The 25,009-nt window shown below is 34.5% G+C and carries 20 protein-coding genes; 2 read left to right on the top strand and 18 right to left on the bottom strand.

Annotated features, from left to right (window positions below; genetic code table 11):
- Positions 1-582, top strand: a complete 582-nt coding sequence (locus Q4496_RS13435; RefSeq protein ID WP_215971505.1) for a thymidine kinase — start codon at positions 1-3, stop codon at positions 580-582.
- Here Q4496_RS13435 and Q4496_RS13440 read toward each other — a convergent pair.
- From Q4496_RS13440 to Q4496_RS13495, 12 genes are all read right to left on the bottom strand, one after another.
- Positions 574-1,248: a class GN sortase gene (locus Q4496_RS13440; protein ID WP_368506841.1), complete on the bottom strand. Its 675-nt coding sequence runs from the start codon at positions 1,246-1,248 to the stop codon at positions 574-576. The two genes, Q4496_RS13435 and Q4496_RS13440, sit on opposite strands and share 9 nt — an antisense overlap.
- Positions 1,249-3,606 (bottom strand): marine proteobacterial sortase target protein, encoded by a 2,358-nt coding sequence (locus tag Q4496_RS13445; RefSeq protein WP_303610632.1) that lies wholly within the window; start codon positions 3,604-3,606, stop codon positions 1,249-1,251. It lies immediately after the preceding gene.
- A 174-nt stretch (positions 3,607-3,780) separates the two neighbouring features.
- Positions 3,781-4,041 (bottom strand): DUF5062 family protein, encoded by a 261-nt coding sequence (locus Q4496_RS13450; RefSeq protein WP_215971508.1) that lies wholly within the window; start codon positions 4,039-4,041, stop codon positions 3,781-3,783.
- A gap of 111 nt (positions 4,042-4,152) precedes the next feature.
- Positions 4,153-4,866, bottom strand: coding sequence for a hypothetical protein (locus Q4496_RS13455; protein ID WP_303610633.1), 714 nt, complete (start codon positions 4,864-4,866; stop codon positions 4,153-4,155).
- 5 nt (positions 4,867-4,871) lie between these two features.
- Positions 4,872-5,660, bottom strand: a complete 789-nt coding sequence (locus Q4496_RS13460; protein WP_303610634.1) for a hypothetical protein — start codon at positions 5,658-5,660, stop codon at positions 4,872-4,874.
- Positions 5,650-6,042, bottom strand: coding sequence for a cupredoxin domain-containing protein (locus Q4496_RS13465; RefSeq protein ID WP_215971511.1), 393 nt, complete (start codon positions 6,040-6,042; stop codon positions 5,650-5,652). Before Q4496_RS13465 ends, Q4496_RS13460 begins: the two co-directional genes overlap by 11 nt.
- Positions 6,035-7,465, bottom strand: coding sequence for an ATP-binding protein (locus Q4496_RS13470; protein WP_303610635.1), 1,431 nt, complete (start codon positions 7,463-7,465; stop codon positions 6,035-6,037). Before Q4496_RS13470 ends, Q4496_RS13465 begins: the two co-directional genes overlap by 8 nt.
- Positions 7,466-7,467: 2 nt before the next feature.
- A complete protein-coding gene (locus Q4496_RS13475; protein ID WP_215971513.1) occupies positions 7,468-8,148 on the bottom strand; it encodes a response regulator transcription factor in 681 nt (226 codons plus the stop codon).
- A 1-nt stretch (position 8,149) separates the two neighbouring features.
- Positions 8,150-9,070 carry an FAD:protein FMN transferase gene (locus Q4496_RS13480; protein WP_252727329.1) on the bottom strand — a complete coding sequence of 307 codons (921 nt, stop codon included), beginning with the start codon at positions 9,068-9,070 and terminating at the stop codon, positions 8,150-8,152.
- Positions 9,071-9,127: 57 nt separating this feature from the next.
- Positions 9,128-10,447 (bottom strand): DUF3570 domain-containing protein, encoded by a 1,320-nt coding sequence (locus tag Q4496_RS13485; RefSeq protein ID WP_215971514.1) that lies wholly within the window; start codon positions 10,445-10,447, stop codon positions 9,128-9,130.
- Positions 10,448-10,543: 96 nt separating this feature from the next.
- On the bottom strand, positions 10,544-10,777 hold the full coding sequence (locus Q4496_RS13490) for a DUF4266 domain-containing protein (protein ID WP_303610636.1): 234 nt from the start codon (positions 10,775-10,777) through the stop codon (positions 10,544-10,546).
- Positions 10,777-11,283 (bottom strand): TlpA disulfide reductase family protein, encoded by a 507-nt coding sequence (locus tag Q4496_RS13495; protein WP_252727330.1) that lies wholly within the window; start codon positions 11,281-11,283, stop codon positions 10,777-10,779. The genes Q4496_RS13490 and Q4496_RS13495 overlap by 1 nt, the downstream gene beginning before the upstream one ends.
- 328 nt (positions 11,284-11,611) lie before the next feature.
- On the opposite strand from Q4496_RS13495, the gene asnB reads away from it, so the two are divergent.
- A complete protein-coding gene (gene asnB / locus Q4496_RS13500) occupies positions 11,612-13,276 on the top strand; it encodes an asparagine synthase B (RefSeq protein ID WP_215971516.1) in 1,665 nt (554 codons plus the stop codon).
- A 179-nt stretch (positions 13,277-13,455) separates the two neighbouring features.
- On the opposite strand, the gene Q4496_RS13505 is transcribed toward asnB, so the two are convergent.
- The 6 genes from Q4496_RS13505 to Q4496_RS13530 form a co-directional block, all read right to left on the bottom strand.
- Complete coding sequence (locus Q4496_RS13505) at positions 13,456-15,153, bottom strand: GGDEF domain-containing protein (protein ID WP_303610637.1); 1,698 nt, start codon at positions 15,151-15,153, stop codon at positions 13,456-13,458.
- Between the two features lie 412 nt (positions 15,154-15,565).
- The gene (locus tag Q4496_RS13510; protein WP_252727332.1) at positions 15,566-16,123 is read right to left on the bottom strand and encodes a GNAT family acetyltransferase; all 558 of its coding nucleotides are present in this window, start codon (positions 16,121-16,123) and stop codon (positions 15,566-15,568) included.
- A gap of 118 nt (positions 16,124-16,241) precedes the next feature.
- Complete coding sequence (locus Q4496_RS13515) at positions 16,242-18,101, bottom strand: DUF4105 domain-containing protein (protein WP_303610638.1); 1,860 nt, start codon at positions 18,099-18,101, stop codon at positions 16,242-16,244.
- A 94-nt stretch (positions 18,102-18,195) separates the two neighbouring features.
- Positions 18,196-18,675 carry a DUF3015 domain-containing protein gene (locus tag Q4496_RS13520; RefSeq protein WP_215971519.1) on the bottom strand — a complete coding sequence of 160 codons (480 nt, stop codon included), beginning with the start codon at positions 18,673-18,675 and terminating at the stop codon, positions 18,196-18,198.
- Positions 18,676-18,842: 167 nt separating this feature from the next.
- Complete coding sequence (gene pyrD / locus Q4496_RS13525; RefSeq protein WP_303610639.1) at positions 18,843-19,853, bottom strand: quinone-dependent dihydroorotate dehydrogenase; 1,011 nt, start codon at positions 19,851-19,853, stop codon at positions 18,843-18,845.
- A gap of 176 nt (positions 19,854-20,029) precedes the next feature.
- Entirely contained in the window at positions 20,030-24,892 is a 4,863-nt protein-coding gene (locus tag Q4496_RS13530) for an NAD-glutamate dehydrogenase (protein ID WP_215971521.1), read from the bottom strand.
- Positions 24,893-25,009 lie beyond the last annotated feature (117 nt).

Consider the following 25,009-nt stretch of genomic DNA (forward strand, 5'->3'; position numbering starts at 1 on the left):
ATGGCACAACTTTACTTTTATTACTCATCAATGAATGCGGGCAAATCGACGCATTTATTACAATCGTCATACAACTACAATGAACGTGGATTAAAAACCGTTCTTTATACCGCGCAAATTGATGATAGGTATGCAAAAGGAAAAGTCACTTCTCGATTGGGTATTAATTCAGATGCTCATTTATTTGCACAAGAAACTGACCTATTAACAGAAATTACTGCGATTAAAAACGAAACTAAAATCGCCTGCGTATTAATTGATGAAGCACAATTTTTAACCAAAACCCAAGTTAAGCAATTAACTGACATTGTTGATAACTTAAATATTCCGGTATTAGCTTATGGTATTCGTACAGATTTCTTAGGCCAAACGTTCACTGGTAGTGCTGCATTATTGGCTTGGGCAGACAAGTTAGTTGAGTTAAAAACTATCTGCCATTGTGGCCGTAAAGCAAACTTTGTCATTCGATTAAACAGTGATGGCAAAGCTGCTACAGGAGGCGAACAAGTGGAAGTTGGTGGTAATGAACGATATCAAGCGGTATGCCGTGAACACTTTAAAGAATATGTCCCACTAGCTTAAATGAACGACATATCTCAATGATGTTTCACTATCTGCACTGCCAAAAGGGTAACACGTAACCAGTATAAGTTCTTTTATATCAACAACTTCATTGTTACCCTCATTTTTATAGTTACTTTTATTCAACAGCACCAATTGCTCTGTAGCCAGATCTAAAATAGTAATTTTTTTCACCTTAAATACGCTAGCATTGCCCGTTTTTAACGTTAAAGTTATGCTATCGTTTACGCTCAATTCCTCTAAAATACGAAAGTGAGTATCATTGTGCGCTGAGATCACCATAACATTTGATTGGCCTAGTTCAACGCCAGAATCTGCCCTTTGATTAAGGCCCGGACCAAATGCTAACGCTTGTCCTGAATCATTATTTAACACAATGTGCGACAAGTTAAAACGATCAAAAGTAAGTTTAGCGACGGGATAAAAATCAGCCCATGGCCAGGGCTTATTTTCCTCAATCGTTTTATTTTTTGATTTAGACGCTTCATGATCATCATCAACACTTATCAATTGCTTTTGCCAAGTTGACGCTAATAAGACTTGTGCAAAATGCGCTTTTATCATCATGTAACTTGCCATTGCAAAACTAGCTGACGCTATTATCAAAAGCAGTATGACCAATGACGATATAATTTTATCCCTCTTACGCGTAAAATTTGTCATCATTTATTTGGCGCTTAATTCGTTTGAATGACGAACATAACGCTTATGTAAGCGTAGCGACTTATTTAGTAATTGCATTAGTATGGCGATCGTCATAAATAATAAAGCAAAATATAAATAGCCCGCTATGCCTAAGCTAGTATTCGCCAATGGAATTATTTGTGTTGAGCCTGTTGGCATTAAATTTTTTATCGCTTTTGATTTTAATGGTGCACCTTGTTTTCGTGTTATTTCCTCTTCAATAGCGATAAAGCTCGTATACGGTGAAAGTAAATGATGCTGTAATGCTAAGTTGGTAATTTCAGCCTTAACTATCTCTTTTTGCTCAAGAGAACTTCGACGATGTAGGTCAATTAAATGGTCAATTTTTTCTTTAGCCCACCACTGTGCAACGCCAATATTTAATTGTTTAACATCAAATGAACTTTCAGCTGAATTCAAGTTAACGCCCGCCTCTTTAACGTTAGTGATATCTATTTTTTCTTGCCAAGTCATAGCCGCTAATTGACCCGATACGTTAATATATGCATCTACTTTTGATTTTCCTAAACTATCCTTTTTGTTTGCTTGTTCGTTTAATTCATTTTTCAACCAACGAGCGCTGATCATTAAAGGCTGTCCTGCATATAAATCAGGAATATTTTTTGGAAAGGTCTCTACCGATTTCATTGGCCAACTCAATTCAACTTTTTGCATTAACGGCTTGCTAATTTGATTAAACAATTGCGTCATTTCATGGCTTACTTCATTGATACTTCCAATATAACGATAGGTGCCACGGCCTATTTTTGCTGCTTGTGACATAAAATAACTATTAGGGGCCGAGCCAATACCAATAGTATGTAAACGTGAACTAGCTAACTTACGTTCAATTAAATTAAATAACTCTGTTTCATTACCGACACTACCGTCAGTAATAAATACAATTTGTTTATATGGGTGATCTTTATTTGATGCTGTTAAAGCTTGTTCAATGGCCGGATACATATTAGTACCACCGCCCGCCTCTAGTTGTGATAGCCAATATTTAGCTTGTGCTACATTATCTGCATTCGCAAGCTTACTGACCTTGAATAAACTTTGTGTGCGATCTTCAAAGGCAATGATGTTAAAGGTATCATTTGAGTTTAATAAATCCAATGCTGTAATCAAAGATTGCTTTGCTTGTCTAATTGCCACGCCGCCCATAGAGCCAGACGTATCTATAATATAAATAACATTTTTATCAATCGCTTGTGCATAATCATTACTAGGTGGCATTAACATTAATAAACCATATTGGTATTTATTATTAGTAACATCTGTTTCTGATTGTATAAAGAAAGCAGCTTTCGGTACATTACCCTGTTCGAGCTGCCATTCTAAAACAAAGTCTTGATCGAGCTTGGTGTTTTTATCTGCAAGAGATATTAACAGTTTTTCATTTAATGGCGTTTTTGCTATTTGATGGTACAAACTAGTAACATTCGTTAATGGTAAACCACCATTTAAATCAACTGACAAGGTGACAGTTTGATTTTGGCTAGTATTTTCACCGGTGTTATCTCTTGTTTGAATAGGCGTAATTTCACTGGCATCGGTAACTCTGTCGTTATTCATTGCCCAGCCATGTGAATTGATGCTGGTTGTATTTATTACTTTTAATTCATCACTGGTATTACTCGCGTTTATTAGCTCTTTGCGATTAATTGCGTGTGATGAAGGGATATAACGAGGCGTTAAGGTTAGCGGAATTCTTAATGAAAAGGTCTCATTATTTAATTTTATTGATTGAAAATAGTGTAAATTTATTTTTATCGATTCCCCTGGCGCTATGTTGGCCACTTTTGTGGTAAATAAATTTGGCCGCTGCTGTGACACCAACCCTACTCTTTTACCTGCTGTTTTCGCTTTTGTATAAAGCTTTTGCGCTTGTTGTTTTTCTTTAATCTTCCCTACTATACGCCTTTCACCTATTTCCATGATCATTGAAGAAACAGAGGCATCATCAACCAATGGAAAAACATAAACAGCTTCAACATAGTCATTACTTGCGTTTTTAAAGGTTTGCGTAAAATTTACCTTTGCCAGTAAACCGTTAATGGTTACTTGATAATCACTTTGTTGAATTAATGCTGCAGAGTATTTTTCATTATTTTTAAAATACAAAGTACCTGAGCTAATCGATTGATATGGAATATTGTCCATTGATAATTCATTCGCACTCACTTTTGTCAGCACTAGTAAATAACTAAGGCTCATTATGGCAAGCAAGATAGGAGAAAATACGATACTAAGTAGTGAAATACGTAAAGTATAAGGTATTAAGGTGTAATGGGATGACGTTGAAATGGACCCATTAATAGTTGTGCTTTTTTTCATGATAAAACTCTATAGAAAGTAAAGTTTTATCATGAAGTGAAATTATGTTTTTACAGGGTAGGAATTATGGCTAACTTATGGCAAATTATGATTAATTCACCATAAAGTTTACTTACCCTGTATTTTACTAAAAGTAAATTAATCACAAGCCAAGTTATAACTAATAGAATTATATTAACTTAGCAAAGAATGACCTTCTGGCAATTGCTTAGCAATCCATAAGGCCAACTTATGTTTCATATTAGGTTGATCTTCATTGTCAACTGCAAGTGGTTGAATTAAGTTATCATTCACTAATAAACGATATAGACTTTCTATTTTATCTTTAGATGAATTGGTTGCAGCAAAGCTTTTATATCCTCGATTAACTGCATATTTTTCACCAATAACAAGTGCTTTTTTTAATAATTCAGCTTCATTTTTTAATTTTTTCATTTTACTCGATTCTTAAATAAAAACTTGGCTTAAAGATGCTTCAAATAAAGAAGTAAGTCAATTATCTATTACAATTTATAGCGTATTTAACGAGTATTTCGTTAAGGTCGGTTAAAACTCATACTCTACTGCGACTCGCAAGACATGACCTTTGCTTCGACTGTCCATTCCTGTGATAAAGCCGACTTCCCACTTTAGCTGCTTTTGTGCATTGAAACGTTGTAATCCCATAAATGCGGGGCCAATTCCTAAATAGTCTTCACCTAAGTATAGTTCTATTGCTGGTTGAAATTGTTCAATATAGCGATAACGGTACTTAAGGCGAAATTCAGTCTCAAGTTCACTTTTCAGCGTTTTTCCCCATTCGTAAATTACAAAGGCATTTAACGTCAGGCTAGTACGACCAAACTCTTTTTCAACAATAAGACCAGAAGTAACTTCCCAGTTTTTTTGCTCTGTTTCTTTTTCAACCTCAAACAACAATCCCCAATCAGCCCAATATTCTCCTTGCTCTGTTAGCATCCAACGTGCTTCAAGTTCATAAGACACCAAATCAAAGTCATTATTACTATATCGCTCACCAACAAGATAAAACTCTAGCATCAAATTTTCACTTACTGATTGACCATAAGCTAGGCGCTGTGCCAATTTATTGTTGTTGCTTTCTCTATGTGAGAATAAACGCCATTCAACTTCTCTTTCATTCGGTAAGACATAAGGATGGTAAACTTTATCAACGACAACCCCGTCAGCATAAACAATAGAAGAGGTAACTAAAGAAATACTCAAGAATATCAGAGCCCAATAGCGATTGATTAATGACATGCTTATCATGATTTTCTACCATAAAAAGATAATGAAATATAAGGTAACTTGAGCAGCATTACCGGAAGAATTAAAGCCAAAATATAGGAAACTAACTGTAATAGTGATGGTGTTGTTTCATAGCCAAATAAAACAGTTAATAACTGCCCTAACCCTGAATCTTCAGCAATGAACTTGGCACTATCCCAAATAGGCTGGCTACTTGAAAATATATCAACCTGTTGCAAAAACATTATTGCGTGCATTAATTGCCCTAACCCATAAAACAATAAAAAATAACAAGAGCTGTGGTTATATATTTTTTTATCCAGATACCTTAATAAGAAATAGAATAATATCGATATGCTTAAGCAAATCCCGCCACCGAGTGTTATCCCGATCAGCACCGTTTCATCTTGTTGTGCTTGTGTCCAATAAGACACTAAATAAATTATAAAATGGGCGCCATTAAAAACGCTAATAATAAAAAATATCAACATCGCTAAGTATTTTTTAACACTGGTGTAGTCATTTTTATGACTTAAAATAAATAGGCACACAGTTGATAAATACACAATAATAGCGCCGAATGATAAAAACAATTCAGTTCCTTTGCCATCAAGTATTAGCGATAAATTTTCTAAATGACTACTTAAAATAACAGACATAATTACGGTTAAAATAACGCCGATAAAAACTTTCTTAGCATTGACAATATCAAGATAATTTATCGCAAAGTACCTTAATAATAATGAGGTAATAATGAAGACAGGTAGCGCATTATTTAAAAACAAAAGTACGGTATTAATTAGCATCTTGTTTTCCTTTTTCTAGCTTTTGCTGACTACTTTCTACAACAATTACTTTTCCTCGAGCACTGTGAGGATGATATTCACCAAAAAAACTATATTCGCCAACAGGAAGCGGACCAATAAAAATACTTGCTTGTTTATTGGGAAAAATAACTTTTTCACGATTAAGATCAAAGCTGTCAAACTCTTCAATATTTTCGTCATGATTGTCTATAACCAATTTAATTTTTTTATTTGCCGGAATAACGATAACGGCAGGATAAAACAAATGGTTTTTTATCTTGATATGATACTCAGACTTTTGCGCCTGTACATGTAAAGTAAGGAGCAGTAAAAGGCTAACTAAAACAATACGTAAATAACGAATTAATTGAATGTTATCCATGAGTGTCTATTTCTTCATTTGCTGTGGCGGGAAATATTACTTCAACTTTGAGCCCTTTTAATAATGTAGAACGTGATAACTGTATGTTAGCGCCATGTAAATCAGCAATATGTTTTACAATTGCTAAGCCCAAACCACAACCAAAGATGTCTGAATCATGTTGATCTCCGCCAACGCGATAAAAACGATCAAACACACGCTGATATTCTGTTTCATCGATTCCTTGGCCAGAATCTTCAACACAAAGCGTTATCGTTTTATTTCTACCTTGCGTTACGCTAATAAGAATTTCGCCTTCTATCGGCGTGTATTTATTCGCATTAGAAATTAAGTTAGTGGCAAGTAAATGAACTGAAAATTCATGAGCAGATAAGAAGATATCATCACTTTCTAACGTAATTACTTGGTCTTTATGTAAAATATCGTTATACAGCTCTGCTATCACTTGTTTAAGTAGCACGTTGATATTAAAAGCACTGCTTACGTTACTTATTTGAGCAGGGTTAGTTCGATTTAAGTTTAATATTTGATCTATAACATGCCCCATTCTATCTACACTATTATTTAACGCGTGTATGGAGCTAAAATTTTCAATATCAGTAGATGTTAACTGTTGATTTCTATTACTTATTGAACGTTCAGCTAAATCTTGAATCAGGTTATGTGTATCTATCTTTAAAACACTTAATGGTGTTTTTAATTCATGCGCAGCATCAGAGGCAAAGTGTCGTTCACGTTGAAAAGCAGCATCGAGGCGAGCAAACAATTCATTTAATGTTGCTACAATATCAGCCAATTCATTATTATCGACTTCTACATTTAAAGGGCTAAAGTCGTTACTTTTTCTTCTACTAAGCTCAAAACTAAGCTTATGTAATGGTTTCAAACCTTGTGTAATAATAATAAATATTAATAGTGACAATACTGCAATAGCAACTATCATCGGCGTTACGGCTGCTAGAATTAGTGTTTGGGTTAAAGAAAATTGTGCTTTAAGTGGTTGAGCAACAATCACAACCATATTATCATTAGGCGCTAAAAATAGTGATGACAACGCTACAGCACGCCAACGTTGATCTAAAAAATTCACCTCAAAAAATTCAGTTCCTTGGTGGGAGCTTAATGCGATATTAGTAATTAGATGATCGGGTGCATTATTACTTTTTAATATTAATCGTTTGTTTTTCCATACTTGAAAAGCAAAAGCACTTTGCTGGACTACTTGTAACGTTTTATCTCTATTAATATTTGCATTTGGCATACTATTCATTGCAGTTAATGTTTGCGCAAGGCTTAATAGTTGTTGGTCAAACCCCGCCTCAGCTTGAGACATACTTTGCTTATAACCTTGAATTGCAGCGATAAATGTTATTAATGTTAATACTGAAAAAAGTGTTAAAACTAAATAACGTCGAATACTCATAATTACCCTTTGGTATTTATTATGTAACCAACACCACGAACATTTTTAATAAACTTTTCCGGTAAGTATTTTCTTAATTTATGAATATGCACTTCTACCGCATTACTGAGTACTTCTTCTCCCCAATGATATAGTTTTGATTCTATTTTCTCACGCGATAAAATTCTACCTGCATTTTCCATTAGCGCTTTTAGTACCATGTATTCTTTCTTAGTAAATGTGATTTCGTGCTCTTTACCTGTAACTTGATCACACACAAATACTTTATGTGCATAGGTATCTAATTTCACCTCATCAATACAAATAAAAGCTGTATTAGCCGTGCCTAATCGTCGTTCAATAACACGTAGACGTGCCATTAACTCTTTAATTTCAAATGGTTTAGTTAAGTAATCATCGGCACCATAATCTAAGCCTTTCACTTTACTTTCAATAGAGTCTCGTGCGGTTAGAATAATAACGGGTAAAGCTGATTTTTTTTCACGTAATTGTTTTAAGATCTCAAGGCCATCTATATCTGGTAATCCTAAATCTAGAATCATCATATCTTGATCATCACAGGCTAACGCGCTTAATGCTAATTTTCCCTGCTGAAGATGATTAACAACAAACCCTTCTGTTTGAAGCGACTTTTGCAGTGCTGTTGCAAGCGGAATGTCATCTTCAACTAACAATATGCGCATATTATCTCCTTGACCAGAATTTTATTTCTTGTTCGGTTAAAAATTGTTCCGCATTACTCCCTTGCAGTAGTGCTAATGTTGCTAATATGCCAGCTTGAATACACTGTGGTGCAACAGCGGTAATTGAACGCGGAGCATTCGCAATAGGCCAACCTGTTTTAGCATTAAGAATATGCCCATAACGAATATTATCTTTTATCAAAAACCGTTTAGCATCCCCACTGGTAGCAAGCGCACCTGACTTGAGTGAAATAATCATATCCGCATTTTGATTAATATGACTATCAACGTCAGGATGCTCGATGGCAACTTGCCATGTTTCATTGTTATAGCGTGGACCAGAAACGGCCAAATCACCACCTAAATTAACTAAAACTGGTTGCTCTGTTAACTGTTTTGCTAAAATAATACTGCGATCAACCGCGTATTCTTTGCCTATGCCACCAAAATCAATTTCCATCCCTCTAGCTAAGGTTATTTGTTGGCGATCAAAGTGTATTTTATGCCAACCAACATAGGGTAAAACAGTATTGATTGATGTTTGCGAGGGAAACTTTGCATAATGCTCATTGCGACCTTGAAAGCGCCAAACCTTTCTTAAAACACCTGAACTGATATCAAACAAGCCATCACTCAATTGATAACATTGATCGGCAAAAACTAACAATTGATAAGTTTCTTCATCAATAGCAATAGGTTTTCCAGCATTGTTATTAATTAATGTACAAAGACTATCTTGATTATAACGGTTATATTTATCTTCAATCCGCCAAACCTCTTTGGTCACTCTATTACCAATTATTAATGCTAATGCTTTGTCTGTTGTTTGTATAATAACTTCACAAGGACTCGCCATAGCATTAAATTGAATACTATAGCTGTCTTTGTTCGTTATGAAGTTAGTGGCTCTGCTCTTAGTCAAAAAATTCTCTATTTAAAACCCCTTGTTCCGACATAAAACAAAGGAAAACCTATATCGTTAGAAAGAGTAAGTTACTTGCGCAATAACCGCATCAACACTCGGATAAAGATCAACACTTTTTAATACGCCAATCTCATCAAAACCTGCATCGGTTGGTCTTTGACTATAATACTCAATTCTAAAAGATAATTCATGGCCATTATTAACCAACATGCCATATTTTAAACCAACAGTATAAGCTGTCATTTCTCCTATGCGGTAATCGGCACTAGCAAAAGCAGGTATTGACTCATTGTCGATTAAAAATGGTTGATAAAAATCAGCGGCACTTTGTTGATAAAACCTAAAATGTGGTTGTAAATAGCTTTCTTTACCAAAGCTATCACCTAAGGGTATTCTAAAACGAGAGTCGATGGTATGTGACTTTATTTTCCAGTCATCCCACATATAGCGATAAGACACATCCAATACTGTTGTATCAAAATGATATAAGGATTGAGCAAATACACTTTGTTTCACGCGAGAATCAGGACGTGATTCATAAATATAATCTTGTGCTTCGCCATTATTATTGACGACAGACAATACTTTAAATGGGTCTGTTAAATAGCCATCTACCGTTGAATAGGAATAATTAAATTGCATCAACATTCTACGGTTAATTACCTGCGTAAAACCAAGTAAAATATCGACAGTCGTTTTATCGTCCTCACTCCCTATTCGTGTAGCTGAAAAATCATCATCCCAACTGTCAGCATTACTATCACCAATAAGCATAGATGAAAAAGCTTGCGGCAACCCGCCTTCTGGTGAGAAAGTATCCTTAAAATAACTAAAACCTGCTGAAAAAGTTGAGTTTTTACGATCAAAATCTACAGCGATATTACCGTTGATACCTAATGACAAGTAATCATATTCTTTAGAAAGGTGTAACCCGCCACTTGCTGTATAGTCAGGTGCTATAGGTTGTGTCCATTGTGCGTTAAGTTGCACACGCGTATCTCTAAACGTATCATCAAGTGGTGTTTCTGCTGGCGCTATTTGATATTGTCCATTACCTGATGGTCGAGTAAATGTTTGCACTGTGGGTTGCGCTACCGCACCATTAGCAGAAGCACCAGTTAAAGTATCGATGGTTAATTTTAGATTTAAAATTTCTTCAGTATCAAATGTTTTTTGTGCATTAAAAATAGCTTCACCGGCACTTACTCTGTCAGCTTCGCTATAGTATAAAATGGCAGTATCAAACTTCCATTCATCTGGCTCTGTCTCAAACGTATTTGATTCAGCATGAGCTAAACTGTTTGTACCAAGCAACGTTGCAGCAGCAATAGTTAACACAGCTTTAATGTTTGGTTTTTCGGTTATATTTTTCATATGTTTTCTTCAGATGTGATTACAGACTATTGATTTTATTTAACGTACATAAAACTCACGATTTTCTATACTAAGTAGTAAAATAATGATGTAAGGTTAGTTACAGCCACATCCACCGCCACCAAAGCCTTTACCACCACTTGATGCCTCTTTACTGAAATAGATATGATCATCAAGCGCAGAGTCAACAGGCGATGCATTTAATAGCATCTCTTTCTTCGCTAATAAATCTCGTTCCCACGGTTCAACACCCAAACCTAAGCTGGAACAGCCTGATGTAACCGTCAGCATTGAAGCGATTAATACTATATTTTTTATTGTAGACATCATTATTTAACCTCTTTTTCAGTTAAGAATTGTTCAATTTCTTGTTGATATTGTTTAATTTTATTAGTAAAAAATCCGGTGTGTCGTGATTTTATTGTTCCATCTCGGCCAATAAGCATACTGCTCGGCATCCCTTGAATATTAAAATGTTTTGCTAGCTTACCTTTAGGATCATAAATAACAGGAAAACTCGCAGGCATTTCTATTAGAAACTTTTCAGCTAATGCTTTATTCGCGTCTAGGTTGATACTAACGACCGTAAAACCTTGTTGCTTATATTTGTCTTGTATTGTATTCATCCAGGGGAAAGATTTACGACAAGGAACACACCATGATGCCCAAAAATCGATATAAATCACTTTACCTTTATGTTCAAGCAACGTTTGCTCTAACAAAGTTTTACTACTAGCTACGGGGGTTTGGTTGCTTTGTGCATTGGTAGTAAATGTAACAGTTACTAATACAATAAAGCCTATAATGAATTGCACTGGTTTAATTAAGTTTTTCAAGTATCACCTGGTTTAAAGTTTCGATTAATAATTCATTAAACCATAGCTTAAGTCTCTTTTCTTAACGAATACTTAAACAAATTTAATGAACCTAATTTTATTGATATGATTTTTTGATATAGAGCTGCTATTTATCAATTGAATAAATAAATTGGCTAATTTTTTGCTTTTTTTCTGTTTAAATTAGTTTTATTTAATTTTATTTCATTATTTTATACATTTAGGTTGCTTTTTACTGCTGAGCTGTCAAAGTATCAGTTACTAATTAGTGTAACAGCACTAATTACTCACAATTCGATTCAACAATAATTAAAGGAGTAGCGCTTCAATGTGTTCGATCTTTGGTATATTAGATATAAAAACAGGTGCTGATGCACTTCGTCCTCAAGCTTTAGAATATTCTCGCCTATTACGTCACCGTGGACCAGATTGGTCAGGCATTTACAGTAATGACCATGCAATACTCGTGCATGAACGTTTATCAATTGTTGATACTGAACATGGTGCTCAACCGTTATACAACAATGACAAAACTAATGTTTTAGCGGTAAATGGTGAGATTTATAATCATAAAGCTCTGGCAGAAAACCTAACTGTTGATTACGAATTTCAAACAGCCTCTGACTGTGAAGTGATTTTACCTTTATATGAAGAATTCGGTGCTGAATTTGTAGATAAACTACAAGGCATGTTCGCGTTTTGTTTATATAATTCAAAAGACAACAGCTACCTAATTGCACGTGACCATATTGGTATTATTCCTTTATATACAGGTTATGATGCTGAAGGTAACTTCTATGTTGCTTCAGAAATGAAAGCATTAATGCCTATTTGTAAAACAGTATCTGAATTCCCTCCTGGGCATATTTTAGATAGCCGTGTTGGCAAATTACAAAAATATTACAAACGTAACTGGCAAGATTACGCGGCAATTAAAGACAATACGACTAGCAAAACTAAAATTCGTGAAGCATTAGAAGAGTCGGTTAAAAGTCATTTAATGACGGATGTACCATATGGTGTTTTATTGTCTGGTGGTTTAGATTCATCATTAATTTCTGCTATTACACAAAAGTTTGCTGCTCGTAGAATAGAAGACAATGACTTAGCTGAAGCTTGGTGGCCAAAAGTTCACTCATTTGCTTGTGGTTTAGCTGGCTCTCCTGATTTAGTCGCCGCACAAACAGTTGCTGATAGTATTGGTACTACCCATCATAGCGTTATCTTTACCGAGCAAGAAGGTATTGATGCACTTAAAGAAGTTATCTACCATTTAGAAACTTACGATGTAACCACTATTCGTGCTTCTACCCCTATGTATTTAATGGCTCGTAAAATTAAAGCCATGGGTATTAAAATGGTACTTTCTGGTGAAGGTGCTGATGAAATATTTGGTGGTTACCTATATTTCCATAAAGCGCCAAATGCTCAAGAATTCCATGAAGAGTTATTACGTAAACTTGATAGATTACACAAGTTTGACTGTTTACGTGCTAACAAATCAATGTCTGCTTGGGGTATTGAAGCTCGTGTACCATTCTTAGATAAAAACTTTATGGATGTTGCAATGCGCATTAACCCTGCAGATAAAATGTGTGGTAACGGTGTTATGGAAAAAGCTATTTTACGTGAATCTTTTGAAGGTTATTTACCAAAAGAAATCTTATGGCGTCAAAAAGAACAATTTTCTGACGGTGTAGGTTATTCATGGATTGATGGTTTAAGAGCACACGTTGAAACATTAGTAACAGATCAACAACTTGAGAATGCTCATATCAGATTCCCGGTAAATACACCTGATACTAAAGAAGGTTACTACTACCGCACTATTTTTGAAGAAAAATATCCATTAGCAACTGCTGCTGATTGTGTGATTGGTGGTAAATCTGTCGCTTGTAGTACAGAAGAAGCACTAGCTTGGGATGAAAGCTTTAAAAACAATGCTGATCCATCGGGTCGTGCAGTATTGAGTGTTCATAATGAAAGTTATTAATACATAAAAAGTGACCTTAAGACTTTTAGTGGGCCGATCGTTTTTCTTACGTTTACCCACTAAAAGTAATCCCTGCCCATTGTTAACCATTTATTTTTATAGAAAACATAACCATCAAAAAATTATTATTATCAATAATTTTTATCAATAGCTTGTCGACACTTTTCATTAACTGTTAATTAACCAATAACGACTTGATTTCGTCCATCAACTTTTGCTTGATAAAGTAACGCATCGGCGTTTTTAATATAAAAATCAAGGTTATTATTAGTTTTACTCGTTATTGATGCTCCAACACTAAAAGTGATATCCCAATCGAGAGCAGGATGCTCACTTTTAATATCGATACAATAATTAGCAAAATTTTCATTTAAACGTTTAAAAATATTATCTACCACTGACTTTTTGGTTGTGTGTAAAATAAATAACCATTCTTCACCACCATAACGACCAAATTTATCATGGTCTCTTAATGTTTTTCTGGCAGCATTGGCAAAAGCTATCAGCACTAAATCACCTACATCATGACCTAAAGTATCATTAATCTTTTTAAAGTAATCTAAATCAACAATGGCAATAGTTAACTCGTTATCAAATAAACTGTTTTCGGCCATTAACATAATACCTCGTCTATTTGGGCAACTAGTGAGGTAATCAGTGTTTGCAATCGTATGATATTTTTTACGTTGACTCACTTGTCTATTAATCAAAAATAATGAAACAAGTATCAAAATTACGGCAATAACCGTACTTAAACGCCAAATTATTTTTTGTTGATATTCTTCCTTAGCTTTAAATTCACTCATAGCATTAACTTGGGCTAAGCGAAGTATTTCAGCTTCCTTTTCTTTTACTTCAAATTTAACTTGTAGTGTTCTAATATTATTTTCACTTGTAGCTTCTAGATGTTTTTTCGTGAAGATAAGCTCTTGCTCAATGGCGTCAAAAGCCTCTTCATCTAAGCCCAATTGCCGTTTTAATTTATACCGTTTACTTAAAAAATTAGACTTATAAATACTTCGACTAAACTTATCCAATAAAGCAAAAACTTCATCATTTATCTCATTTGCTTTTTCTATTAAACCTTGTGCAATATAAATATCGCTTACTAAAATCATCGATGCTAAATGCATATCATGTACACCTGCGGCACGAGCAAGTGCAATATTGTCATATATATCTCTCAAAGCTTCATCATAATGCCCTTCAGAAAATTCAATTCTTGAAATGATATATTGAGAAAAAGCAATACCTGTATGCATATTCACTGACTTAAAATACTGCAATGCCTTTTTCAGGTACACTAACGCTCCTTCATTATCGCCCCTATCTTGCAGTATAGTGCCCATACTCCAATAGGCTTTTGAGGTTAAATGCTCATCATTCGTTTTTTCGTAAGCTATAATCGCTTGTTTTGAGAAACTTAACGCTTTGTCATTTTCATCTGAAAAATTATAAGCGTCACTTATTTTACGTAGAAAAAAGCCTTGCGATGAAAAGTCATCATAAGTTATTGCTAGTTCTAATCCTTTTACAGATACCTCAAGCGTTTTTTTAAGCTTATCTACAGAAGTATAGTAATAAGACAAGGCACGAAAAATAATAACCTTTTCTTTATCATTGGAAAGTAATACCTGTTCTTCTAATTGCTTAGCTAATGCTTTAGCTGCTGTAGGATCTTCATGTCGAGAAAGGTACTTCAATTTAGCTTCAAGTAATAGTAAATATAAATCCCGCTGCTTCTTAATTCCTTCATTTTCTATATAGGCATTAATATGGTGATTAAGGGTTTCATATTGTTCTTGTCTAAAAAGTAATTCACTATATAAAACAGCTGCTTCAAGGTGTATATCATCCCAAGATTTATTTTTACTCATTTCAAATATAGTTTGGAATTCTTTTTCATTCTTGAGGTAATCAAGCTTATTCGCTCTTAGATTGTTGATAAAGCTCTTAGCAGTTTTATAATCGATTGACTGAACTGCTGATTCAATGGGGCTAGTCTTAGCTAACAGTTTGTTATTAAGAAAAATGAAGAGAATAAAAATTAGACACTTTGCAAACACAATATAATAATTATGTGAGTTGTTAATTCTATTTAACATATAATCCTGTATAAATTTTGGTTTTCTTTATGTCGATGCACCTACAAATAAAAACATTGTTGTATAAATATTATTGAATTCAACTACTTTGTATTCCTCATTAATATTTGATCATAATGTATCAGCTATCTATTGGTTAGGCAATAATAGAGAGCTAATAATAAAAAACACTTATTGAATAAACTTAACGTTTTGTTTTACAAGCCAATTTATAATAGTGATTATTATTAAATTCAAAATTATTAATAACGTTTAATGGTGTTTTTTTCGTATGTGCTTTATATGAACGCGTATTAATTTTATTAATAAACGTAACCATTATTGGATAACGTTTAGACATTTCACTTAGCGAAAAGTTAAATATTTTTTCAAACACACCTTGCCCACGTACGATTTTATCAACACAAACCGGGCCGTATTGATAAGAATTTGTTTTGGTAATAGCTTGTTTATGACAAGTTGAGTCATATAAGTTTTCAATCATAAATTGGAACATTGGCCATTGTGACCAATAATCCCAAGATGCAGCCATAGCATAAGCAACTACTTTATTATTTACACAAGCAATAAAAAGTCCCTTTTCATCTTGAATTAAACTAGTTAAATGCGCTTTAGTGAATGCTGTTGTTATAAAGCCATCAGTCTTGTCTTCCTCACTAATTGAGTCAATTTGATATTTATAATGCAGTGTCAAAATTTCTTCTATATTATCTAGCGTTGCTACTTTTAATTCAATATTCATATTTAAAAAACCTAAGATCACTTACGTGTGATTAATAATTATAAGTTTGTTTTACAGTGATACTATATTGTCTTTCTCACTACAGTACTATTAATGTCCGTTGCTGATACCTTCAACACTAAAAATAATATCTATATTCAAATTTTACTTCATTAAAATGTTTCGCATCATGAATTTTAGAATCTACTTTGTGAAAACCAGCTGATAAACGCAAGCTACTCGAATCACTTATTTGTATATTTTGTTGAAAACTAATTCGGCTACGTTTCGTTTGATCAAATAAAAATTGATAATGCTCTGCTTCTAATAAAAAACTTGTTTTAGGCCAATAATATATAAACCCGGCATGTAAGCCAGGGGCAATATTAGTGTACGCTTCAAGCTTGCGATTAAACTCTAATCGCCCTGTTGCCATTAAAAAAACATAACTGTTGTTAAGTGGTCGGTAACTAACCCCTCTACCAGCGGTACCTTGTGTTACAAGAACTTCCTCTTTACTTGTCCATTGTTGTTCAACACTTATATTTGCTTGCCAAGACCAAGGCGAAACAAATTCATTACGCTCAGACAAGGAAATAATATTCAGTAATTCCGCTTTATCAAGCTTAATATCATCGTTTTCATATACTCTAAAGCTAACATTCACCATATTTAATGACATACCATCATAGTAACCATCTAACGGATCAATTAAGTCGTGATAACTTCCTCGGTATTTAAATTCTGCAAAATTGTTCTTTTCATCTTGGCCAACACTAACAGAAACCATTGTTGTTTTATGACCTTGATCTGGGCTGGTTGGCGTCGCTATAACGATATCTAGATCCGTTGGATTTTTATTTAAATACCGTAATAGTTCAAAACTTCGACGAGTAATATCAACATCACGTCCGTTAAAGGTATTTTTATAACGTAAATAACGATAAGTACTATCGACAACAAGTTGCTGATTTTCGGTGGGTAAGTTTGTAAAACGAGTCTCTAATAAAACATTAATATCTTCACTTAACGCTAAAACAAGTTTTCGCTCTTTAGCTGATAACAACGTTAAATGAGCTTCAAGCTCAGTTAAAATCGAAGGTCTGTAGTATTTGTCAGCTATTAAATTCGCATCATCGACTACCCTTATCGTATCTAGAGGCATTGCCGTAACAGGGAAATTGTTAGTTAAATAAAGCCCAGGTCTTGCAACATCAAGTAACTCTAATAACCGGAATGAACAATTTTCATCGAAAAAATAGTACTCAAAGTTAATGCCCTGTAACTCCCATATATGAGAGAGCATTTTATCAATTTCATCTTCAGTTAAGTTCAGCTTATATTCCCACAAGTCTCTATTTTCTAACCGACTGTATTCTTTAATTTTTTCAAAATAAGGGTTGGCAGCAAAACTTCCTGGATAACCTCCAGTAAGACCTTTTGCCGCATAAAGAAAACCATTTTCATTTTCAGGTACTGTTGCACCAAAATTTAATGCATAAGATAAATATGTCGAATTATTATCAACTTCTTCTGTATCAAACCGCAAAAAAGTATGACCATACATTGAAGAAGGACTGTTCAGTTGCGCAGAAGCAAAAACCAGTACAACTGATTTAGTGTTTAAACGATTTCTCCAGTTGAGATACTCAGTACAGTCACCTGAAATAACTTCATTAGATAATTCGGGAATATTGTTAAGTAAAAAAGCGGTTCTAGCTGGGTACCTACATTGAATAGCACTATCAGTTTTTAAGGCATTTAACGTTGCCAATAATTCGTTTTGCGGGTTTTTATAGCCATCAGCTGCGATAAAAAATTTACTATCATCAACATAGCTTTCTATTTGGCTGCTATTTTTTTCTGTACTTATATGCAGTAATGCTCGCCACTCTGTAGTTTGAGATAATGCTAAAGTATCCACTGAATTATCGGCAGAAACCTTTAATGACAATAAGATGATAAAAGGAACGGTGAGAACACGGAAAATAAGATTCATAAAATTTCAAAATAAAAACACTAAATTAACTAGGATAAGTAATGTAATAAAAAAGGCTACCTTAAGTAGCCTTTTAAAAGATATTTAATAAATACTACACAGTGTATTTAGCTAATATCTCATCATTTTTCATTAATGAAAACATAGAACTAACAACATGTTCAGTAGTTGCATTTTCAGAAGGGAATAATGTATCGAAGTTATTATGAAGAGTAGCTTCAAAATGCGCGCGTTCAGCTTCTGAAACACCTAAAGACACAGCTACTGCTGTTAATGCTTCACCATTACCACGTGCAACATCTTCACTAAACTCGTCCATAATCATGCTAACATCAATCATTTCCTTGCCACCGTACGTTAACGTACCATCAGTAGAACAACCATTAGTACCAAAAGTCATACCAAAAGTATTGTTACCTGTTGAACCGTTAGTTGTCGCTGCAAGTACATGACTTGGCGTACCACTTTGACCAGCAAATAACATGTTACCCCAACCACAAGTTTGGCTACCAGGTGCATCAGCTAAAGCAGATGTAGATACTAACATTGCAGATGCAATCAATAATTTTTTCATAATTAATCCCTATAATTTAGATATTTATCTAATATTCAACTGATATTAGAGTGCGCATTCTAATGTATGTTCTGAACAAATTCACCTTTATTCGTACAAAAATTTAAATTTAGAATAAAAAATTTTATATTAGTACTCTAGCTATCATCATTGGTGTGATATATCAGCTACAAACCATTAACTATGTCTTTAATTAATGGTGGACCTTGATAAATAAAGCCAGTATAAACTTGTACTAAACTTGCACCAGCTGCCAATTTTTCATTGGCATCATTGCTAGAGGCGATACCACCAACACCAATAATAGGAAGTTTATCATTTAAAGCTTCCGCTAAAATACGAATAACGGTAGTACTTTTATCTTTAACTGGTGAGCCACTTAAACCGCCCTGCTCAGTGCCATGCTCAAGTTGTTCAACGCCTTCTCGTGATAAAGTAGTGTTAGTTGCAATAACACCATCAATACCATTGTCCATTAATGATCTCGCTATCGATTTCACTTCATCTTCCGTCAAATCTGGCGCTATTTTAACGGCGAGAGGGATATATTTTCCATATTGATTAGCTAAATTTGCTTGCTCGGCTTTTAATGCTGACAATAATTCATTTAAGGCATCACCATATTGTAACGCTCTTAAACCTGGTGTATTGGGTGAAGATATATTTACCGTGATATATGAGGCAAAATTATACACTTTACGCATACAATGAATGTAATCATCTTTAGCATTTTCTTCTGGAGTGTCTTTATTCTTACCTATATTTATCCCTAAAATACCGTCAAAATTAGCAGCCCGCACTTGTGATACTAAATAATCAACCCCCTTATTATTAAAGCCCATACGATTAATAATGGCATTAGCTTCAGGTAGTCTAAATATTCTCGGTTTATCATTACCTGGCTGTGGTTTTGGTGTGACTGTACCAACTTCAATAAAACCAAAACCCATTGCAGCGAAAGCATTAATACATTCTGCATTTTTATCTAATCCAGCCGCTAAGCCCAATGGATTAGGGAAGTCTATCCCCATAATATGAACCGGTTTTTCATTAATACGTTGTTTATAAAATGAATTTAAAGGAGTTGAACCGGTGCTTTTCAACCCTTTAATTGTCAATTCATGAATAGTTTCCGCATCAAATTTAAATAAAACTTTACGAATAGCAGGATAGAACATAGAACCTAGAACCTCAAAGTAGTTATGCGTAGGAGCAGAAATAAAAAATCCCCGCTGAACTTAAACATTAATAAGTTAGGCGAGGATTTTATCAGTTAACACGCTATTTATACATTGCTTTTAACGCTAATAATTTAACTTTTTGATCTTAACTTTCGTTAGATCTAGATTTAATTTTATTTAACTAACCTTTGACAATTTAAGCTTAATAACATTAATTCACGTAAAGCCACAGAGAACTTAGCAAATTCATGGGTTTGACCTACTTTAAAGTCAGCTAAGATATTTTTCCATCTATCTAATGGCTGAGCATTAGTGTTAACCCATGCTTCGAGCATATTATCTAAATCTTTCGCTGTAGCACTACAATCACATCGTAATACAACCGCCGTTAATGAACGTTGTTGCCAATCTAGCTCTTCTCTAAATGATGCTCTAGCTAGTGCCTGCCAATGATTACCAACAGGTTGGCGTGTGATTTGATCTAAGAACCAATGTAGATCTAATCGAACACCTAGTTTAAAGTATAAACTAGCAACAAGCTCGACGTCTCGCCCATCTTCGTCAGCAATTTCGGCTATGTCTAAGGCTGAAAAAATCGTACTTAATTGAGAAATTCGAATAGCAATTTCTTTAGGTACGTTAGCTTCAACTAAATCATTTTCAACACGTTTTAACTGCTCTAATTCACTTTCAATAATAAAACTATTTAATTTCTTAGACATAATAGCAAAGGTAGGTTTATACAACGCTATTGACTGCTCAATACTTAATGCCTTATTACGATGACGTAAGAACCAACGAGTCGCTCGTCTTACTGTACGTCGATACTGGAATAACATTTCCGTTTGGATTGAAGTAGAAATTTTATTATTTAACACTTCTATTTTTTTCCAAAACTCTTCAAGTTCAAATATGGCGCACGAAATAGTGTAGCTATTCGCTATTTCAGTAACCGTTGCACCCGTTTCTTCTTGCATGCGGTTAACAAAATTAAAGCCCATATCGTTGCCCATTTTATTCGCCAGTTTAGTAGCAATAATTTCAGCACGCAGTGGATGTTGCTGCATTTGTTCTTGGTACTTTTTATGTAACTGCTCTGGAAATGCATTAATTAATAACTGGTCGTAATATGAATTATCAGTGACATCTGGGTGAATAAGGTCTTCTTTTAGCACCATTTTACTATACGCAAGTAATACTGATAATTCAGGACGAGTTAACCCTTTGTCTTTAGAAACTCTGTCTGCAATTTCTTCATCATCAGGAATAAACTCTAAGGCTCGATTAAGTTTACCGGTACGCTCTAATTCATGAATAAAGCGAACTTGCTCTTTTAATTGATTAACACCACGCATAGCGGTAATTGATAATGAGTGTGTTTGACGATAACAATCTTCAATTACTAAGTTGCCAACAGCATCAGTCATATCATAAAGCAACTTATTACGTTGTTTAACAGTTAAATCACCCGACTGAACAAGCGTGTTTAATAAAATTTTAATATTAACTTCATTATCACTACAATCAACACCACCAGCATTATCAACTGCATCAGTATTAATGCGACCACCATTTGAGGCAAACTCAACTCGTCCAAGCTGGGTAAAACCAAGATTTCCACCCTCACCTACAATTTTAGCTTGTAAGTCGCAGCCGTTAATTCGTAGTGCGTCATTTGCTCGATCACCTACTTCTAAATGAGTTTCTTTCGTGCCTTTCACGTAAGTACCGATACCACCATTCCACAATAAATCAACTTTCATTGTTAAAATAGCTTGGATTAAATCTGTAGGCGACATACTTTGTTTTTGTGTGCCTAACATCTTTTTAATTTGTGGTGTTAACTTAATTGATTTCACATGACGACTGAAAATACCGCCACCTTCTGAAATTAATTTTTCATTATAATCTTCCCAGCTACAGCCTGGTAAATTAAATAAACGTTCACGCTCTGGGTAAGAACTCGCTGCATCAGGGTTTGGATCAATAAAGATATGCATATGGTTAAACGCCGCTTGTAAACGAATATGTTTAGACAACAACATGCCGTTACCAAACACATCACCAGCCATGTCACCAATAGCAATACAAGTAAAGTCGGTGCTCTGACAATCGATATCTATTTCTCTAAAGTGACGTTTAACAGATTCCCAAGCGCCACGTGCAGTAATGCCCATTGCTTTATGATCATAGCCAACACTGCCACCTGAAGCGAACGCATCGCCAAGCCAGAAATTGTATTCATCTGAAATACCATTAGCAATATCAGAAAAGGTTGCTGTACCTTTATCGGCAGCAACAACTAAATAAGCATCATCTTCATCAAGACGAACTACATCAACAGGAGGAACAATTTCGCCATCAACAATGTTATCTGTTATATCTAATAAAGCACGAATGAAGGTTCTGTAACATTCTTTGCCTGCTTCAAATATTTCTTGACGCGAACCTGTTGGCAGCTGTTTACAAACAAAACCACCTTTGGCACCAACGGGGACAATTACACTGTTTTTAACTTGTTGTGCTTTCACCAAACCTAATACTTCAGTGCGGAAATCTTCACGTCTATCAGACCAACGTAAACCACCACGAGCAACTTTACCACCACGTAAATGCACACCTTCAACTTGAGGAGAATAAACAAAAATCTCAAATTTAGGTACAGGTTGTGGCATCTCACTGATTTTATCTGGGGTTATTTTAAATGAGATATAAGGTTTTTCGCCTGATACGCTGTCTTTTTGGAAATAGTTTGTACGAATAGTCGCCAAAATCATTTCTGAAAAACGTCTAATAATTCGATCATCATCTAAGTTAGCAACATTATCTAACGATGTCTCAATAGCTGCTAATAATTTTACTTGCGTTTTTTCTTTAGCACTTTCACTTGCATTATTCTTTGGATCAAAACGATGAATAAATAAGTTAATTAATAACTGTGCTATATCAGGGTAACGTGCAAACGCATCTTCAATGTAGCTTTGACTAAAACGTCCACCAATTTGGAATTCATACTTGGCAAAGGCACGTAAAATAGAAACACTTCGTCCTTCTAAGCCTGCGCCTAAAATAAGACGGTTAAAGCCATCATCTTCTAAATCGCCTCGCCATACTTTCGCGAAGGCATCTTGGAACAAAGCACTAACAGTATAAATATCAAATGGACTATCGCCATTAAGTAACATAGAGAAGTCTAATATCCAGAATGTTTCACCTTCAGATGTTTTTATCGCATAAGGGCTCTCACCAATAACGCGTAAACCAAAGTTTTCTAAAATAGGTAATACATCAGAAAGATGGATAGGATCACCCTTATGGAAGAGTTTCAGTTTTACAAAGCGACTATCAGCTTTTTCTTCTAACGGTTGATAAAATAACATTTCTAAATTATCAGAAAGGTTTACGCCTTCTAATTTTTCAATATCAACAATGGCAGAGCCTGGTAATACTTCATCTTTATACGCTTGCGGGAATTTTATGTATTTATTACATAATGCTTTAGCTGCGACTTCCCCTTTATTTTCAGCAAGTGCAGTGGCTAATTTATCATCCCAATTCCGCGCGGCTTCATTTAAATTCTTTTCAATTTCTTTCACGTTAACATCTGCTTTTGTTGATTTCACTTGAACAATGTAGTGCGTTCTTGCTTGCACTGATTCAGAAAAATAAGTAGTAAACTGTACTTCTTCGTCACTGCCGAAGGCTTCTTGTAATAGCAACTGAGTTTCTATGCGTAATTTTGTGGTATATCGTTCACGTGGTACATAAACCATACATGAATAAAAACGATCAAAGGCATCGCGTCTAACAAATAAACCACAATAATCACGCTCTTGCATTTGCAAGATACCTTTAACATTCTTCAGTAGTTCAGCGGTATTACTTTGTAATATTTCATCCCTTGGGAAGGTTTCTAAAATATTAATTAACGTTTTATAAGCATGAGTACCTTGAGCAAATCCTGATAAATCACATACTTGTTGTACTTTGGTTTTAATAAGCGGTAAGTCTAATGCACTATTAGTGTAATAAGATGAACCGAATAAACCAATGAAACGATCTTCGCCAATGACATTACCTTTGTCATCAAAACGTTTTACGCCTATATAATCTAATTGTACGGGTCTATGTACTCTAGAGCGCGAATTTGTTTTTGTTAAGATAAGGTGATTGCTACCTAATGCAACTTCGCGGCCTGATTCACTTAAGGTAGAAATTAATCTATTTTTGGTGACACGGGAGTTTCTCATTAAACCGAGGCTAGACTCAAAGTCACCCTCAAGCTTTATATCCCCTTTTACCGCTGTTACTTCATAGGAACGATATCCCATTAAGGTGAAATTATTACTTGCTACCCAAGTTAGAAACTCAACAGTATCATCCTTGGCCTGTTTTCCACCCGGCAGTTTACCTTTAGATACTTCCGCAATAGTACCTTTTAGTTTTTTCAGCATAGGCTCCCAGTCATCAACCGTTAAGGTGATATCTTCTACAACGCTGAGCAATTCATTTTTTATATTATCAAGTGCCTGTTGATCAGGCTGACGATCAATTTCAATAAAGAAAACTGTTTCTTGTTTAGCCGCTTTATTACTAGTATCAGCACTAGAAGTAACTTGGATAATATTTTTCTTTTTATCTCTAACAACTTTTAGCGGAGAGTTAAGCATCAAGTGTGGTGTTAGGCCTAACCTATTAAGTGCTATTCGGATAGAGTCTACTAAGAAAGGCATATCTTTAATAATCACTTCTATGATTGTATGACTAGACTTCCAACCATTTTTACTTACTGAAGGGTTAAAAACATGTATTACCGGTTTTTTATTTGTGTGTTCATTAAGTGAACTCCATAAACTTAATGTTGCACCATACATATCACTATCGTTACGTTCAGATAAATCAAATGAAGAGATATTGCTATAAAGTAAGGTGGCAAATTGATCGACTAATTCTGCAGATTCTGTAGGGACTTTTTTCTTTATTAATTGTGCTACATTTTTCAGTATCACAGATGGTGAACCATTCACTAACGCCATGCTATTTTCCTTTTCCTATTTTTATACAGAAGTTAAAAAGAAAGCTTGTAATAATTTATTTGTTTTTCTTATATTGCTACTTGCATTATAAGTAGATACTTTTAATCAAAAATAAGT

This window comes from Colwellia sp. 5_MG-2023, assembly GCF_030547795.1.
GTDB lineage: Bacteria > Pseudomonadota > Gammaproteobacteria > Enterobacterales > Alteromonadaceae > Colwellia.

Coding starts and splice junctions, on each gene's coding strand:
- Q4496_RS13450 (WP_215971508.1), bottom strand. CDS start 4,041: ATGAAAAAATTAAAAAATGAAGCTGAATTATTAAAAAAAGCACTTGTT.
- pyrD (WP_303610639.1), bottom strand. CDS start 19,853: ATGTTCTATCCTGCTATTCGTAAAGTTTTATTTAAATTTGATGCGGAA.
- Q4496_RS13440 (WP_368506841.1), bottom strand. CDS start 1,248: ATGATGACAAATTTTACGCGTAAGAGGGATAAAATTATATCGTCATTG.
- Q4496_RS13445 (WP_303610632.1), bottom strand. CDS start 3,606: ATGAAAAAAAGCACAACTATTAATGGGTCCATTTCAACGTCATCCCAT.
- Q4496_RS13435 (WP_215971505.1), top strand. CDS start 1: ATGGCACAACTTTACTTTTATTACTCATCAATGAATGCGGGCAAATCG.
- Q4496_RS13465 (WP_215971511.1), bottom strand. CDS start 6,042: ATGGATAACATTCAATTAATTCGTTATTTACGTATTGTTTTAGTTAGC.
- Q4496_RS13460 (WP_303610634.1), bottom strand. CDS start 5,660: ATGCTAATTAATACCGTACTTTTGTTTTTAAATAATGCGCTACCTGTC.
- Q4496_RS13455 (WP_303610633.1), bottom strand. CDS start 4,866: ATGTCATTAATCAATCGCTATTGGGCTCTGATATTCTTGAGTATTTCT.
- Q4496_RS13520 (WP_215971519.1), bottom strand. CDS start 18,675: ATGAAAAAATTATTGATTGCATCTGCAATGTTAGTATCTACATCTGCT.
- Q4496_RS13530 (WP_215971521.1), bottom strand. CDS start 24,892: ATGGCGTTAGTGAATGGTTCACCATCTGTGATACTGAAAAATGTAGCA.
- Q4496_RS13485 (WP_215971514.1), bottom strand. CDS start 10,447: ATGAAAAATATAACCGAAAAACCAAACATTAAAGCTGTGTTAACTATT.
- Q4496_RS13490 (WP_303610636.1), bottom strand. CDS start 10,777: ATGATGTCTACAATAAAAAATATAGTATTAATCGCTTCAATGCTGACG.
- Q4496_RS13515 (WP_303610638.1), bottom strand. CDS start 18,101: ATGAATCTTATTTTCCGTGTTCTCACCGTTCCTTTTATCATCTTATTG.
- Q4496_RS13505 (WP_303610637.1), bottom strand. CDS start 15,153: ATGAGTAAAAATAAATCTTGGGATGATATACACCTTGAAGCAGCTGTT.
- Q4496_RS13510 (WP_252727332.1), bottom strand. CDS start 16,123: ATGAATATTGAATTAAAAGTAGCAACGCTAGATAATATAGAAGAAATT.
- Q4496_RS13470 (WP_303610635.1), bottom strand. CDS start 7,465: ATGAGTATTCGACGTTATTTAGTTTTAACACTTTTTTCAGTATTAACA.
- Q4496_RS13475 (WP_215971513.1), bottom strand. CDS start 8,148: ATGCGCATATTGTTAGTTGAAGATGACATTCCGCTTGCAACAGCACTG.
- asnB (WP_215971516.1), top strand. CDS start 11,612: ATGTGTTCGATCTTTGGTATATTAGATATAAAAACAGGTGCTGATGCA.